The organism is Rhizobium phaseoli (assembly GCF_003985125.1).
Taxonomy (GTDB): domain Bacteria; phylum Pseudomonadota; class Alphaproteobacteria; order Rhizobiales; family Rhizobiaceae; genus Rhizobium; species Rhizobium phaseoli.
On record NZ_ML133573.1, the window covers coordinates 238111 to 251753 of the forward strand.

Consider the following 13643-nt stretch of genomic DNA (forward strand, 5'->3'; position numbering starts at 1 on the left):
AAGCCAGTGCGGCATATCCCCTTCTCCCCGCGGGCGGGGAGAAGGTGCCGGCAGGCGGATGAGGGGCAGAAATAGGGCACGGACCAAGGGAACAGATATGTCGAACATGATGAAGGCGCTGGTCAAATCGAAACCCGAGGTCGGGCTCTGGATGGAGAATGTGCCGGTGCCGGAGGTCGGGCCGAACGATGTGCTGATCCGGGTGAAGAAATCGGCGATTTGTGGCACCGATGTCCATATCTGGAATTGGGACCAATGGGCGCAGAAGACCATTCCGGTGCCGATGGTCGTCGGCCATGAATTTTGCGGCGAAATCGCCGAGATCGGCTCGGCCGTCACCCGCTATCATGTCGGCGAGCGGGTTTCCGGCGAAGGGCATATCGTCTGCGGCAAGTGCCGCAACTGCCGGGCGGGCAGGGGGCATCTCTGCCGCAACACGCTCGGCGTCGGCGTCAACCGGCCGGGCTCGTTCGGCGAGTTCGTCTGCATTCCCGAAAGCAATGTGGTGCCGATCCCGGACGATATTTCAGACGAGATCGCCGCGATCTTCGATCCGTTCGGCAATGCCGTGCACACCGCACTCTCCTTCGATCTCGTCGGCGAGGACGTGCTCGTCACCGGCGCCGGGCCGATCGGCATCATGGGGGCGCTCGTCGCCAAGCGCTCGGGCGCCCGCAAGGTCGTCATCACCGATATCAATCCGCATCGGCTGGATCTGGCGCGCAAGCTCGGCATCGACCACGTCGTCGATGCCTCGAAGGAAAATCTCGCCGACGTGATGAAGGCGATCGGCATGACCGAGGGTTTCGACGTCGGGCTGGAAATGTCGGGGGCAGCCCCCGCCTTCCGCGACATGATCGACAAGATGAACAATGGCGGCAAGATCGCCATTCTCGGCATTGCGCCGGCGGGCTTCGAGATCGACTGGAACAAGGTGATCTTCAAGATGCTCAATCTCAAAGGCATTTATGGCCGCGAGATGTTCGAGACCTGGTACAAGATGATCGCCTTTGTCCAGGGCGGCCTGGACCTGTCGCCGATCATCACCCATCGGATCAAGATCGACGATTTTCGCGACGGCTTCGAGGCGATGCGGTCGGGCAACTCCGGCAAGGTCGTCATGGATTGGATGTGAGGAGGACGAGATGATTTATGAAGGAAGCTGCCATTGCGGCAACGTTGCTTTCGAGGTCGAAGGCGAATTCACCGAGGCGCTCGATTGCAACTGTTCGCTCTGCCGCCGGCGCGGCGGGATTCTGGCCTTCGTGCCGCGCGACAAGCTGGTTCTGAAGACGCCGGAAGAGAATATCTCGACCTATACTTTCAACAGGCATGTCATCCGGCATCACTTCTGCGCCAAGTGCGGTATTGCGCCCTTCGGCGAGGGGGCGGCCCCGAATGGCGCTGCCATGGCGTCGATCAATCTGCGTTGCATCCCGGCGATCGATCTCGGCGCGCTGAACGTGACGGCCTATGACGGTGCCGCGCATTAGACACGGAGCATGGTGTCTGCCGGAACCGGCGAATATACCGCGGAAAAACTGCAAAAACGGCCGAAACAACTGCTGCGACGGGCAAAATCTAAGCTGCCCTTGTCTTTTGTTCGACGCTTCTTAAATAAGGTTCGCAATCGCAGCCGCGGTTCAAAGCCTGTGGATAAGGCTTTTTCCGATATTTCGTGAGCTTTTTTTCTGGAAAAGCTTGACGAGAACAAAAAATGTGGGAATCACCGTTCGACTTGTTGAAACGGTGAACTGGGTCAAGGCGGATCGCGCAACCATGGCCGGAACTCCAAAAGCAAAAAAGCTTTACTGTCCGGTGCCGGCGATCGTGGTTAATCAGGCTTTAAATGTCATCCCGTTAGGTGGGCAAAGGTGATTCTAGGGCGGCGCGAGCGACGCGTCCGGCCCTGAGGCGGCCCATTCACCGTAGCGAGATTGGATAGCGTCAGGAAGGCGACGATATAAATGGCAACCAAGGTCAAAGAGAACGAAGACGCGGAAGTCGAACGCGACGGCGCAAGCGACGGCCCTCTTCTCGATCTTTCCGACGACGCGGTCAAGAAGATGATCAAGGCCGCCAAGAAGCGCGGCTATGTGACGATGGATGAGCTCAACGCCGTTCTGCCGTCCGAGGAAGTGACGTCCGAGCAGATCGAAGACACGATGTCGATGCTGTCGGACATGGGCATCAACGTCATCGAGGACGAAGAAGCCGAGGAAGCCGGCGCTTCCGGCGGCGGCGATGACGACGATGCCGGCGGCGACGACGACAGCGAAGGCGGCGAACTCGCGCCTTCCGGCGGCACCGCGCTTGCGACCGCCAAGAAAAAAGAACCGACCGACCGTACCGACGATCCTGTGCGCATGTATCTGCGTGAGATGGGCTCGGTGGAGCTGCTGTCGCGCGAAGGCGAAATCGCCATCGCCAAGCGCATCGAGGCCGGCCGCGAGACGATGATCGCAGGCCTCTGCGAGAGCCCGCTGACCTTCCAGGCGCTGATCATCTGGCGCGACGAGCTCAACGAAGGCACGACGCTGCTGCGCGAGATCATCGATCTCGAAACGACCTATTCCGGTCCTGAGGCCAAGGCTGCGCCGCAGTTCCAGAGCCCGGAGAAGATCGAGGCCGACCGCAAGGCTGCCGAAGAGAAGGAAAAGACCCGCCGCGCCCGCTCCGGCGATGACGACATCACCGATGTCGGCGGCGAAGGCCTGCCTCCGGAAGAGGAGGAAGAGGACGAGGACGAATCCAACCTTTCGCTGGCGGCGATGGAAGCCGAGCTTCGCCCGCAGGTGATGGAGACGCTCGATACGATCGCCGAGACCTACAAGAAGCTGCGCAAGCTGCAGGACCAGCAGGTCGAGCAGCGCCTGTCGGCGTCCGGCACGCTGTCTTCAGCCCAGGAGCGCCGCTACAAGGAGCTCAAGGATGAGCTCATCAAGGCCGTCAAGTCGCTGTCGCTCAACCAGAACCGCATCGACGCCCTGGTCGAGCAGCTCTACGACATCAACAAGCGCCTCGTTTCCAACGAGGGCCGCCTGCTGCGTCTGGCCGAATCCTACGGCGTCAAGCGCGATAGCTTCCTGGAACAGTATCAGGGCGCCGAGCTCGATCCGAACTGGATGAAGTCGATCGGCAATCTGGCCGCCCGCGGCTGGAAGGAATTCGCCAAGGGCGAAAACACGACGATCCGCGACATCCGCCAGGAGATCCAGAATCTGGCGACCGAGACCGGCATCTCGATCTCGGAATTCCGCCGCATCGTGCACATGGTGCAGAAGGGCGAGCGCGAAGCGCGCATCGCCAAGAAGGAAATGGTCGAAGCGAACCTTCGCCTCGTCATCTCGATCGCCAAGAAGTACACGAACCGCGGCCTGCAGTTCCTCGACCTCATTCAGGAAGGCAATATCGGCCTGATGAAGGCGGTCGACAAGTTCGAATACCGCCGCGGCTACAAGTTCTCGACCTATGCGACCTGGTGGATTCGTCAGGCGATCACCCGCTCGATTGCCGACCAGGCCCGCACGATCCGCATTCCGGTGCACATGATCGAGACGATCAACAAGATCGTCCGTACCTCGCGCCAGATGCTGCACGAGATCGGCCGCGAGCCGACGCCGGAAGAACTGGCTGAAAAGCTCGCCATGCCGCTCGAAAAGGTCCGCAAGGTCCTGAAGATCGCCAAGGAGCCGATCTCGCTCGAAACCCCGGTTGGTGACGAAGAGGATTCGCATCTCGGCGATTTCATCGAGGACAAGAACGCGCTGCTGCCGATCGATGCGGCCATCCAGGCGAACCTGCGCGAGACGACCACCCGCGTTCTCGCCTCGCTGACGCCGCGCGAGGAACGTGTGCTGCGCATGCGCTTCGGCATCGGCATGAACACCGACCACACGCTCGAAGAAGTCGGCCAGCAGTTCTCGGTTACCCGCGAACGTATCCGCCAGATCGAAGCGAAGGCGCTGCGCAAGCTCAAGCACCCGAGCCGTTCGCGCAAGCTGCGCTCGTTCCTCGACAGCTGAGGTTTCGACGCCACTGCGATTGGGAAAGCCGGGCCTCGTGCCCGGCTTTTGCTTTGGTGATTAACACCAATGATCAAGGCTGCTTTCTTGTCGCTGCCTGGTGACAAGGCTATAATTGCGGCCCACGGGGGAAGGGATCGATCGCGACGCGCGAGCGAGGTCGATGTGTACCTGTCGGCCAATCCTCCGTTAGGAGGTGCGACATGACCACTTACATTCTTTTGATCGATTGGACTGACCAAGGCATCCGCACTGTTCGCGACTCGACAAAACGGCTGGATGCGGCGAAGAAACTGCTCGCCGGCGTCGGCGGCTCCTTCAACCAGTTCTATCTGACGATGGGCGGACACGACATGGTCGCCGTCTGCGAGGCGCCCGATGATGCGGTGATGGCGCATTTTACGCTGTCGCTCGCCATGGCGGGCAATGTCCGCACCGAGACGCTGAAGGCGTTCCCGGAGGCTGCCTATCGGGATCTCATCGGCTCGCTCGGCTGATTATTACTTAATTCGGATACCAAGGAACGGCTCTCCGGAGACCGCGTGGCGCTGACTGACGACGGCCTGCTGGCCATAGTCGCGGCAGCGATCACGCGGTTTTTTGCTTTTGTGGCTTGATGCTGCCGGCTTTAAAGGCCACATCGCTGCTGTGACAGAAGAAGACGTCGAACCGGCAGAAGCGCATGAAGCGCCAGAACAGCGGCCTGAAATCCGCTGGGGCGTCGGCGCGTCCGTGCTTCTCCATGTGCCGCTCATCGCCCTTCTCATTTTCGGCCTGCCGAAAATCGACCCGAAGCCGCCTGAAGACGAGAGCGTGAAGGTGGAGCTCGTCCCGCCGCCGGAGGAGAAGAAGCCGGAAGAAAAGAAGCCGGAGAAGCCGCCGGAGCCGAAGCCGCCGGAACAGGCGAAGAAGCAACCGCCGCCACCGCCTCCACCGCCGCCGCCGCCCCCGCCGGCAAAGAAGGCTTCCGAGCAAGCTAAACCGCCGATGCCGACTCTCAACCCTGTCACCGCGTTCGGGGACAAAAATAGCGGCCCTGACAAATTCCTTGCGGGGAATTCTTCCGAGGGTGAAAGAAAACCGGCGAAAACATCGCCGCAGCACACCTCAGGGCAGGTGCCGCCGATGTCTGTTGCGGAAGAGCCGAAACCTGAAGCGCCCCCATCAAGACCCGTGCCGGATGACGTGAAGCTTCCGGAAGTGGCGGTGACGGACGTTTCTCCGGAGCGCAACGGACCGCCGACAGAGGCGTTCGGCGACGCCAAGACCATCTTCGAGCAGACCAAGCCGCCTGAGCAGAAGAGCGCTGACAAGCCGAAAACGCTGCCTGACACCAACGATCTGCGCGAGGCAAAAACGCTATTTTCGCGGGCTGCAGATGGCAACGTGTTTGCGCAGACCGCGATGGATGGGCTTTCACGCAAACAGCGAGTGGCCACGCTCTGCACCACCGAGCTTCAGGGCCAGCTTGTTCACGGTTCGCCGGCTTATTTCCCGCTCGCACTGCCGAGTTTCGGGTTGCGCGCCGGGACCATTCTCGATGTGAAGGATGCAGCCTTTGGCACCGCCAAGGGCTGGTTCCAAGTCCGTTTCCGCTGCGAGGTGGATGAGGGAGCTACCAAAGTGATGTCCTTTGCCCACCAGGTTGGAGGGCCGATCCCTCGCAGCCAATATTCGAAGTATGATATTAATGAATGAAGCGCGCCGCGATCTTTCCCGCCCGCAACAAGCCACACGCAAGGAACCGCATCTAGCCTCTCCCTATGGCCGTGATGGTACGGTGAAGAAGGGACAATGATATGTCGAACGAGATCGAGCGTTTTCTGGAGCGTCAGGATGAAGCCGTCAGCGCGCTGTTTCTGGAAAACAAGGGCGACGAGCTGACCGATATTCTGGTGGCGGCCCTCGAAGAGGCCTTCGAGATCCTGCTCGAAGCAGCTCCCGCCGAAACGCTGCATTGACATTTCTCAAGACATTGCCGGCAGCGCTTGGCGAGCGGCTGTCCGGCTACCGGTTCGAACGCGATGCGCTCGGCCGTTCCGCGGCAAGCGTCTTCCGGCTGCAAGGCGAGGGCCTGCCGGCGCTCTATCTGAAGGTCGAGGCGGCCGGGCCGTTCGGCGAGCTTGCCGATGAAGCCGCCCGCCTCTCCTGGCTCAAGGCCGTTGGCCTGCCGTGCCCCGACGTCATCGCTCGGGAAAGCGACGGCGAGCGCAACTGGCTGCTGATTAATGCGCTGCCGGGGACAGATCTTGCCAGCGCATCGGCGCTGACGCCGCTGACGCGCGTCGAACTGCTGGCGGCGGCACTTTCCGATCTCCATGACCTGCCGATCGTCTCCTGCCCCTTCGATCACCGGCTGGAAAGCCGCCTATCGGTTGCGGAAGCGCGCATGCAAGCGGGGATTGTCGATGAAGAGGATTTCGATGCGGCGCGGCTTGGAAAAAGCGCTGCGGCACTCTTTGACGACCTCATGCGCCTGCGCCCCGGCGACGAGGAACTCGTCGTCACCCATGGCGACGCCTGCCTGCCGAACTTCGTTGCTTCCAATGGGCAATTCTCCGGCTATATCGATTGCAGCCGCCTCGGTGTCGCCGACCGCCACCAGGATATCGCGCTCGCCTGCCGCAGCATCGCTTCCAATTTTGGCGAGGCGCTGATCCGGCCTTTCCTCGACCGCTATGGGCTGACGGCTCCGGATCCGGCCAAGCTTCATTATTTCCAACTGCTCGACGAGTTCTTCTAGAACAGGATAATTTAAGGCCGGGTCGGTCTTAAATTTGAATCCTGTTCTAAATTAAAGAGTTAGAGCATGATGTCGTCCGAAAACCGCTCACACTTTTCGGCATCATGCTCTAAGCATTGCGCCATCCCCGTCCGGCTGGCAGAGTGGCCGGTAATCGGATCTGCGGACGGACGATGGCGAAAAACCAGTTCAGAATGCTGCGCTCGGCGCTGGCCGGGGTCGAAGCGGTGGAAGCGGCAACGCATCACAGCTTCAGCAGGCACACCCATGAGCAGTTCGGCATCGGCCTCGTTTCGTCAGGGGCGCAGCGGTCGCTGAGCGGGCGCGGCATGGTCGAGGCTGCGGCCGGCGATATCATCACCGTCAATCCGAACGAGGTGCATGACGGCGCGCCGATCGGCGCGGGCAGATCGTGGCGCATTCTCTATGTCGATCCCGAGATCGTCACCCATCTGTCGCGCGAGATCGGCGGCGGGGCAGGGCGGCAGGAAATCCCCCATCCGGTCATCCGCAATGGCGCGATCGCCGCCCGCTTCGAGATGCTGTTTGACGCGATGACCGAGGCAGAGGCGGTCGACGGGCTGCTCCTGGAAGAGTTGCTGCTGCAACTCGTCGCGATGTCATGCGGGAAGACGGCGATCGCGAGGAGCGGCCGCCGGTGCCGGCCTCCATCCGCATGGCGCGGGCTCTGATCGACGACAATCCTCTTGCCGCCGTCTCGCTTGCCGATCTCGCCCGGGAAAGCGGCCTCAGCCGCTTCCAGGTGCTGCGCGGTTTTGCCAAGGCGACCGGGCTGACGCCGCATGCCTATCTCCTCCAGGCCCGCATCCATCGCGCCCGCCGGCTGATCGCTCAGGGCACGCCGCTGGCGGAAGCGGCCTTTGCCAGCGGCTTTGCCGACCAGAGCCACATGACCCGCGTCTTCGTGCGCAAATACGGCCTGTCGCCGCGGCTCTATGCCGGTGGCTTTCTCTGAGCGGGCACGTCGAGCTTCGCCACTGGGATGGCCCGATCCGTAATTGAGTGAGCCACCCGCCTCGTCCTTCGAGGCCCCTGCGGGGCACCTCAGGATGAGGCTCTCTTTAAGGCCGCGTTTGCCTTCAAGACTGCTGCGATCCCCTCAGGATGGGCTCTCTTGAGGGCCGTGCTCCCTCCTGCCGTCCACGGTTAATGGCGCGGCACCCTCCAACGCCCCTCATCCTGAGGCGCGTAGCCCGTGAGGGCGGAGCTCGAAGGGCGCGCTCGACGCCGCGTCTTGCAGTCATCGAACGTCGGTGCACCCGCCTCGTCCTTCGAGGCCCCTGCGGGGCACCTCAGGATGAGGCTCTCTGAAAGGCCGCGTTTGCCTTCAAGACTGCTGCGAGCACCTCAGGATAAGGCTCTCTTGACGGCCGTGCTCCCTCCTGCCGTCCACGGTTAATGGCGCGGCACCCACCAAGGTCCCTCATCCTGAGGCGCGTAGCCCGTGAGGGCGAAGCCTCGAAGGGCACGCTCAACGCCGCTTCTTGCGTTCACCGAACGTCGCCCCCGCCGCCCTGCAATTTCGTTCAAGACCTCAGGCAGCCCCTGCTGTTTCCTCGGCGCATCCCACAGGAGATGCGGAATGTCGAAACAGGTTCAAGGTTATGTCTATCTGACGCTGGCCATGCTGACGGTCGGGAGCACCGTCATCGCCAGCAAACTCATCGCCGCCGGCCTTCCGCCATTTACCGCCACCGCCTTGCGCTTCGCGCTCGCCTTTCCGGTCTTTCTCCTGCTGATGCGGGTGACCGGCGTGCGGCTGCCGAAGCTTCCCTGGCGGGATCGCCTGATCCTCGTCATCCAGGCGGGCGCCGGCAGCGTCGGCTATACGACGCTGCTGATCTCCGGCCTCAGCCTGACATCGGCGGCCGATGCCGGCGTCATCATCGGCACGCTGCCGGTGGTCTCTGCGGCAATTTCCATCCTGCTGCTCGGCGAGCGGCCGCAGCCCGCCCTGCTTCTCGCGGTGGCGCTGGCGACGGCCGGCGTGCTTTCGATCGCCTTCGCGCCGGATGCGGCCGGCGGTTCGCTCGCCGGCAATATGCTGATCCTGCTCGCGGTCGTCTGCGAGGGGCTGTTCATCCTGCTGAACAAGCGGCTGACGGTCGATATCCCACCGCTTGCCCAATCGACACTGATGACCGGCATCGGCTTTGCCGTGGCCGTCATCCCCGCCGTCTTCGAGGCGCCTTCCGTCCAGGGCTTTTCCGCAAGCGCTGCGGCGGCCGTCGGCTATTATGCGCTGGTGCCGACGGTCGCCGGCTTCCTGCTCTGGTATGCCGGGGCCGAACGGGTGAGCGGCACGGAAGCCTCGCTCTTTACCGCGCTGGCACCCATGTCCGCCGTCCTGCTCGCCTTCGTCACGCTCGGGGAGCCGGTCGGCTTCAGGCAGCTTGCCGGCATTGCCTGCGTGCTGGCGGCGGTGCTCGGGCTCGCCCTGGCTGGCAATCGCATCACAACCCAACCGGCCGAGGGAAGATAGGCCATGCGTTTCAACCATTCCGCCGCCCTGTGGCAGGCCTTTCCCGAGCTTCGCGCCGGCGCCCTCCATGCCACCGGCATCCATGCGAATGTCGATGTCGAGGCGGCGACAACAAGCTTCAGCGCGATTGCCGAGGACCGGCTGGCCGCAACGCAAGAAGGCGAATTTCCGGAGATCCAGGCCTGGCGCCGCGGCTTTTCCCGCATGGGGCTGAAGCCGACGCAATATCGCTCGGCCTCCGAAGCGCTGCTGCGCCGTTTCCGTCAGGAACACGCGCTGCCGCGCCTGCATCCGCTCGTCGATCTCTGCAATGCGGTCTCGCTAGCCTCCGCCATTCCCATTGCCGTCTTCGACGTCGAAAAGATCGCCGGCGATCTCGAGGTCCGGCCGGCGACGGGTGACGAGACCTATCTGACCTTCGGCGGCGATATCGAATATCCCGAGCCAAACGAGGTGATCTTCGCCGATGGCGAGGCAAGGGCGCATGCGCGGCGCTGGACGAACCGGCAGAGCGGGCTTTCGGCGGTGCGGCAGACGACGCGGTCGGTGCTGATCGTTGCCGAGGCGCTGCATGCCTCGGCCGAGGCGGATATCGGCAGGCTGGTGGCGACGCTCGCGGATCAATTGGCGAAGGCCTGGCCGGCGGCGCCGAAAACGGCGCTGCTCAGCGCAGCATCGCCGCGTTTCGAATTCTGAAGCGGGTAGCGCTCGGCAAAGGGAGCGGTTACACCTTGGGCCGGCGGCATGCCCGCCCTATCTTCACTGGATCGGTCGCTTGTGGAGACGAAGCCATGTCAGAGAAATCGATCAGGATCCCCGGGCCGGATCACCCGATCACCGTCGAGCATAACCCTTGCCGCGTCGTCGTCACGCTCGGCGGCAGGACGATCGCCGACAGCCGCGATGCGCTGACGCTGCGCGAAGCCTCCTATCCGCCGGTACAGTATATCCCGCGAAGGGATGTCGACATGTCGCTGCTGCGGCGCACCGATCACAGCAGCCATTGTCCCTATAAGGGCGATGCCGCCTATTACAGCATCGTTCCGGGCGGCGAACGCGGCGAGAATGCCGTCTGGACCTATGAGGCGCCGAATGCCGCCGTCAGCAACATCAAGGATCATCTCGCCTTCTATCCCGACCGCGTCGACAGCATCGAGGAAATGGCCTCTCCGGAAGCCGGCACCTTCTGAGGCAGGCCTGGCTTCGATAAAGCCGGCGCCGCCGGCAACGGCGGCCGTTATCGCAGCATGTCGAGCCATTCATTGCTGAAGACGAGGCTGGCGACCGTGACGGGCTCGCCGCGTTCGTCGCGGACGGTGACGGCGATCGTCATGCGATCGGTTGCGGGCAGTTCGTCGCGGGCCACATCCAGCAGGATGCGGGTCACTTCTTTTGGAATGTCTTCACGAGATTTGAGCTCCGTGCCGTGCTCGTCGCGCGTTGGACCTTCCCCATTGTGCAGATCGAAATAGTAGCGAGCCATGTTCTTTCCTGCGCGTCAGAGGAGAAATCACTTGTGAGGACAATTGTTCCCGCGGCTAGCCGTTGATTCCTATGGAAAATAGCCGTCGCATCGACATGCACGGGCCGTCTGCTGACACGGCGTTGCCGGCGCATGATGCGTTGAAAGCTTCGATCGCTGCCGTTAGGGTCGCGCCAAACTTTGCTGTCGGAGATGCGCGTGAGGGCAGAATTCATATCTTGCATGTTGGCGGCGGTTTTCGCCTCGTTGCCGGCCGCAGCACTGGCCGAAGGATGGCAGGCAGTGGAAGAGGTGCGGCCCTATGCGATCTCGGGCACGTCGGGTGCTGCGCTCTACGAATCGATCGGGGCGCGGGGACCTCAGGTCGGCGCGAGCCGGGTGATCGCGCATACGACGTTCAAGCTGACCTGGACGCGGAAATACGAACCGCAGGGCAACGCCTGCGTCATCACGACCAACAAGCCGAAGCTCATCATCACCTATACGCTGCCGAAGCCCTCGGTCGCGCTGCCGGCCGCCGTCAAGAGCAGCTGGGAGAGCTTCGTATCGGGCGTTGCGGCACATGAGCGGGTGCATGGCGAGACCATCAAGGAGATGGTCAAGGAAATCGAGACAATGAGCGTCGGGCTGGCCGTTGCCGATGACCCGGAGTGCAAGAAGATCCGGGTCGAACTGACCCGCCGCCTCGGCGAAATCTCCGGCAGGCAGCGCCAGCGCGGCCGCGATTTCGACAAGGTGGAAATGGGCGACGGCGGCAATGTCCAGCAGCTCATTCTCAAGCTGGTGAACGGGCCCTGATTGCCGGCTGCTGGCCGAGCCGGGCATTGACTTGGTCCCCCTGGTGCGCCAACTCGCCGGGGAAATCATTGCGAGACGGAGAGCGCCTGTGCCCCAGACGATCCTCACCCTGGCCACGCGCGGCCAGGGTCTTTACGAATTCACCGATCAGGCTGAAGCCTTCGTCAATGCCGCGGGGCGGGAGGAGGGACTTCTCACCGTCTTCGTGCGCCACACCTCCTGTTCGCTGCTGATCCAGGAAAATGCCGATCCCGACGTGCGCACCGATCTGCTCGCCTTCTTCCGCCGCCTGGTGCCGCCGGCCTCCGATCCTTCGATGGGCTGGGTGGTGCACAGGGCCGAGGGGCCGGATGACATGCCGGCGCATATCAAGGCGGCGCTGACGCAGGTGTCGATCGGCATTCCGGTGGCGCGCGGCCGGCTGATGCTCGGCACCTGGCAGGGCATCTACCTCTTCGAACATCGCGACCGGCCGCACCGGCGCGAAATCGTGCTGCATCTCGGGCCCTGAGAGGTCGGGGCTGCGGATCGAGCGCGAATCCCATCGGACAAAGGCGCCGAGAACGCTCCTCTTCTGGTGAATGCAAACTGAATGGCCGGTTCGAGCACCATTCAGTTTACGGCGTTTATTGTCGACACAATCCCCTCAGCGGGAGGTTGAAAAAACAAAGACCAATCGACGGAGACACCTGATGACGCATTTCCTCACCAAGGCTTGCCTTGCCGCAGTGCTCGCCCTTGCATCCATCCCGGCCACGGTTTCCACGGCGGCTGCCGCCGGGCCGCAGACGAGTTTCCTCGTCGAGGCGCAATATCACCGCCCGATCCGCGGCTGCTCGCCGATGCATGCGGTGCGCAAGGCGCGTTATTTCGGCCTGCACAGAGCCCACATCACCCGCATGTCGCCGCGCGTCGTCGTCGTTGCCGGGCGCGACCACCGCGGCTGGGACAGGATGGTCTTCGCCAATGTCCGCGGCTGCCCGCTGATCCGGCGCTGACGAACCGGCCCGAAAGCCTGCAGCGTCCTTCGTGTGCAAAAAGACACGCGGCGCATTCGGAACCCGGCCGGCAAGTGCCGATCCAAGGCTTGCCGGCCGTTTTGCCTTGACGGCGCCACTTTCCGCCGTCTCTTCTCTGCTGCGTATAACTGATTCCCGGTGACGCCTCAGGCGAGATGGGGGACGGCGGCTTGGCCGCACCGACTTTGAAACGAAAGGTTTTTCGATGATGCAGTTTCTGGCAAAGGCGGGTCTTGCCGCCATGCTGATAACAGGCACCCTTGCCAGCACGGCCGCCCCGGCCGCCGCGCAGTTCAGTATCATTATCGGCGATCAGGACCGTGAGCCGCCGCGCGATTACCGCCGTCCGCCTCCGGGCTTCGAGCGCCGGCCGCGCGGCTGTGATCCGAGACTCGCCGAAGATCTCGCCCGCGACTACGGTTTCCGCCGCGCCCGCGTCGTCGACATCACCCCGCGCCGCGTCGTCGTCCAGGGCTGGACCCGCCGCGGCCCCGACGAAATGAGCTTCGCCAACGTCCGCGGCTGCCCGGCACTGCGTCGCTCATATTAATTAGAATCCCGCCTCGTCTCCCCGATGCGGCGGCTACTGCATAATTCCCTAGATCGGAATCGATCCAAGGATAAAATTATGCAGCAATTGAGAAAGTGTTGCAGCGTCCTTTGCACGTCTGAAAGACGTGCGGCGCTGCAAGTACCGCCTTTGCCAGTCTCCCCGATCGGCAAGGGCGGTTTTCTTTTTGTGGAATGCCTTTGCGCGCAGTACATCCCTCCCTGACCCCTCCCCACAAGGGGGAGGGGCTAACTTGCTGCACCGCTTCGCATAATTTCCATCGAAGCAATTCGTGGAACGCTAACAGCCAGAAAGACGTCTCTTTTTGAAGGCCGCGGCGGACCGCAGCTAGCCCCTCCCCCTTGTGGGGAGGGGTTGGGGAGGGGTCTTGGCAGGGTACAGCCCGGGCAGATCCCTGACAGAATGAACCGGGTTGATGGTTGACAAGTCATAGTGCGTCGGAGGGAGGGCTTCCGATGCCATTTGTGGAGACTTGTCGCATGGAAGAACGTGTTCGGATGC

At 62.6% G+C, this 13643-nt stretch carries 15 protein-coding genes and 1 pseudogene; 15 read left to right on the plus strand and 1 reads right to left on the minus strand.

Annotated features, from left to right (window positions below; translation table 11 throughout):
- Positions 1–97 precede the first annotated feature (97 nt).
- From tdh to EFD56_RS17670, 11 genes and pseudogenes are all read left to right on the plus strand, one after another.
- Positions 98–1135: an L-threonine 3-dehydrogenase gene (tdh, locus tag EFD56_RS17625; protein WP_126905888.1), complete on the plus strand. Its 1038-nt coding sequence runs from the start codon at positions 98–100 to the stop codon at positions 1133–1135.
- A gap of 10 nt (positions 1136–1145) precedes the next feature.
- Entirely contained in the window at positions 1146–1493 is a 348-nt protein-coding gene (locus EFD56_RS17630; protein ID WP_126905889.1) for a GFA family protein, read from the plus strand.
- 474 nt (positions 1494–1967) lie between these two features.
- Entirely contained in the window at positions 1968–4025 is a 2058-nt protein-coding gene (gene rpoD / locus EFD56_RS17635) for an RNA polymerase sigma factor RpoD (RefSeq protein WP_064695924.1), read from the plus strand.
- Between the two features lie 203 nt (positions 4026–4228).
- A complete protein-coding gene (locus tag EFD56_RS17640) occupies positions 4229–4522 on the plus strand; it encodes a GYD domain-containing protein (RefSeq protein WP_004677701.1) in 294 nt (97 codons plus the stop codon).
- A gap of 109 nt (positions 4523–4631) precedes the next feature.
- On the plus strand, positions 4632–5723 hold the full coding sequence (locus EFD56_RS17645) for a DUF930 domain-containing protein (RefSeq protein WP_126905898.1): 1092 nt from the start codon (positions 4632–4634) through the stop codon (positions 5721–5723).
- A gap of 101 nt (positions 5724–5824) precedes the next feature.
- A complete protein-coding gene (locus EFD56_RS32660) occupies positions 5825–5986 on the plus strand; it encodes a hypothetical protein (protein WP_004677707.1) in 162 nt (53 codons plus the stop codon).
- Entirely contained in the window at positions 5983–6768 is a 786-nt protein-coding gene (locus tag EFD56_RS17650) for an APH(3')-II family aminoglycoside O-phosphotransferase (protein ID WP_126905890.1), read from the plus strand. The genes EFD56_RS32660 and EFD56_RS17650 overlap by 4 nt, the downstream gene beginning before the upstream one ends.
- 173 nt (positions 6769–6941) lie before the next feature.
- Positions 6942–7744 (plus strand): annotated as a pseudogene (locus EFD56_RS17655) (AraC family transcriptional regulator).
- Positions 7745–8371: 627 nt separating this feature from the next.
- Complete coding sequence (locus EFD56_RS17660; protein WP_126905891.1) at positions 8372–9271, plus strand: DMT family transporter; 900 nt, start codon at positions 8372–8374, stop codon at positions 9269–9271.
- A gap of 3 nt (positions 9272–9274) precedes the next feature.
- Positions 9275–9967 carry a B3/B4 domain-containing protein gene (locus EFD56_RS17665; protein ID WP_126905892.1) on the plus strand — a complete coding sequence of 231 codons (693 nt, stop codon included), beginning with the start codon at positions 9275–9277 and terminating at the stop codon, positions 9965–9967.
- Positions 9968–10062: 95 nt separating this feature from the next.
- Complete coding sequence (locus EFD56_RS17670) at positions 10063–10461, plus strand: DUF427 domain-containing protein (protein WP_004677716.1); 399 nt, start codon at positions 10063–10065, stop codon at positions 10459–10461.
- A gap of 47 nt (positions 10462–10508) precedes the next feature.
- On the opposite strand, the gene EFD56_RS17675 is transcribed toward EFD56_RS17670, so the two are convergent.
- Positions 10509–10754, minus strand: a complete 246-nt coding sequence (locus EFD56_RS17675) for a DUF6894 family protein (protein WP_010012190.1) — start codon at positions 10752–10754, stop codon at positions 10509–10511.
- A gap of 192 nt (positions 10755–10946) precedes the next feature.
- Here EFD56_RS17675 and EFD56_RS17680 point away from each other — a divergent pair, with 192 nt between their 5' ends.
- The 4 genes from EFD56_RS17680 to EFD56_RS17695 all read left to right on the plus strand — a co-directional run bounded on the left by EFD56_RS17680 (position 10947) and on the right by EFD56_RS17695 (position 13121).
- On the plus strand, positions 10947–11552 hold the full coding sequence (locus EFD56_RS17680; RefSeq protein WP_184333444.1) for a DUF922 domain-containing Zn-dependent protease: 606 nt from the start codon (positions 10947–10949) through the stop codon (positions 11550–11552).
- 88 nt (positions 11553–11640) lie between these two features.
- Positions 11641–12063: a secondary thiamine-phosphate synthase enzyme YjbQ gene (locus EFD56_RS17685; RefSeq protein WP_064828098.1), complete on the plus strand. Its 423-nt coding sequence runs from the start codon at positions 11641–11643 to the stop codon at positions 12061–12063.
- A 181-nt stretch (positions 12064–12244) separates the two neighbouring features.
- On the plus strand, positions 12245–12550 hold the full coding sequence (locus tag EFD56_RS17690; RefSeq protein WP_037140458.1) for a hypothetical protein: 306 nt from the start codon (positions 12245–12247) through the stop codon (positions 12548–12550).
- Positions 12551–12776: 226 nt separating this feature from the next.
- On the plus strand, positions 12777–13121 hold the full coding sequence (locus EFD56_RS17695) for a hypothetical protein (protein ID WP_064822442.1): 345 nt from the start codon (positions 12777–12779) through the stop codon (positions 13119–13121).
- Positions 13122–13643: the final 522 nt, after the last annotated feature.

Bases quoted from the DNA above. Each gene is read 5' to 3' on its own strand.
- tdh (WP_126905888.1), top strand. From the start codon at position 98: ATGTCGAACATGATGAAGGCGCTGGTCAAATCGAAACCCGAGGTCGGG.
- EFD56_RS17630 (WP_126905889.1), top strand. From the start codon at position 1,146: ATGATTTATGAAGGAAGCTGCCATTGCGGCAACGTTGCTTTCGAGGTC.
- rpoD (WP_064695924.1), top strand. From the start codon at position 1,968: ATGGCAACCAAGGTCAAAGAGAACGAAGACGCGGAAGTCGAACGCGAC.
- EFD56_RS17640 (WP_004677701.1), top strand. From the start codon at position 4,229: ATGACCACTTACATTCTTTTGATCGATTGGACTGACCAAGGCATCCGC.
- EFD56_RS32660 (WP_004677707.1), top strand. From the start codon at position 5,825: ATGTCGAACGAGATCGAGCGTTTTCTGGAGCGTCAGGATGAAGCCGTC.
- EFD56_RS17660 (WP_126905891.1), top strand. From the start codon at position 8,372: ATGTCGAAACAGGTTCAAGGTTATGTCTATCTGACGCTGGCCATGCTG.
- EFD56_RS17665 (WP_126905892.1), top strand. From the start codon at position 9,275: ATGCGTTTCAACCATTCCGCCGCCCTGTGGCAGGCCTTTCCCGAGCTT.
- EFD56_RS17670 (WP_004677716.1), top strand. From the start codon at position 10,063: ATGTCAGAGAAATCGATCAGGATCCCCGGGCCGGATCACCCGATCACC.
- EFD56_RS17675 (WP_010012190.1), bottom strand. From the start codon at position 10,754: ATGGCTCGCTACTATTTCGATCTGCACAATGGGGAAGGTCCAACGCGC.
- EFD56_RS17680 (WP_184333444.1), top strand. From the start codon at position 10,947: ATGCGCGTGAGGGCAGAATTCATATCTTGCATGTTGGCGGCGGTTTTC.
- EFD56_RS17690 (WP_037140458.1), top strand. From the start codon at position 12,245: ATGACGCATTTCCTCACCAAGGCTTGCCTTGCCGCAGTGCTCGCCCTT.
- EFD56_RS17695 (WP_064822442.1), top strand. From the start codon at position 12,777: ATGATGCAGTTTCTGGCAAAGGCGGGTCTTGCCGCCATGCTGATAACA.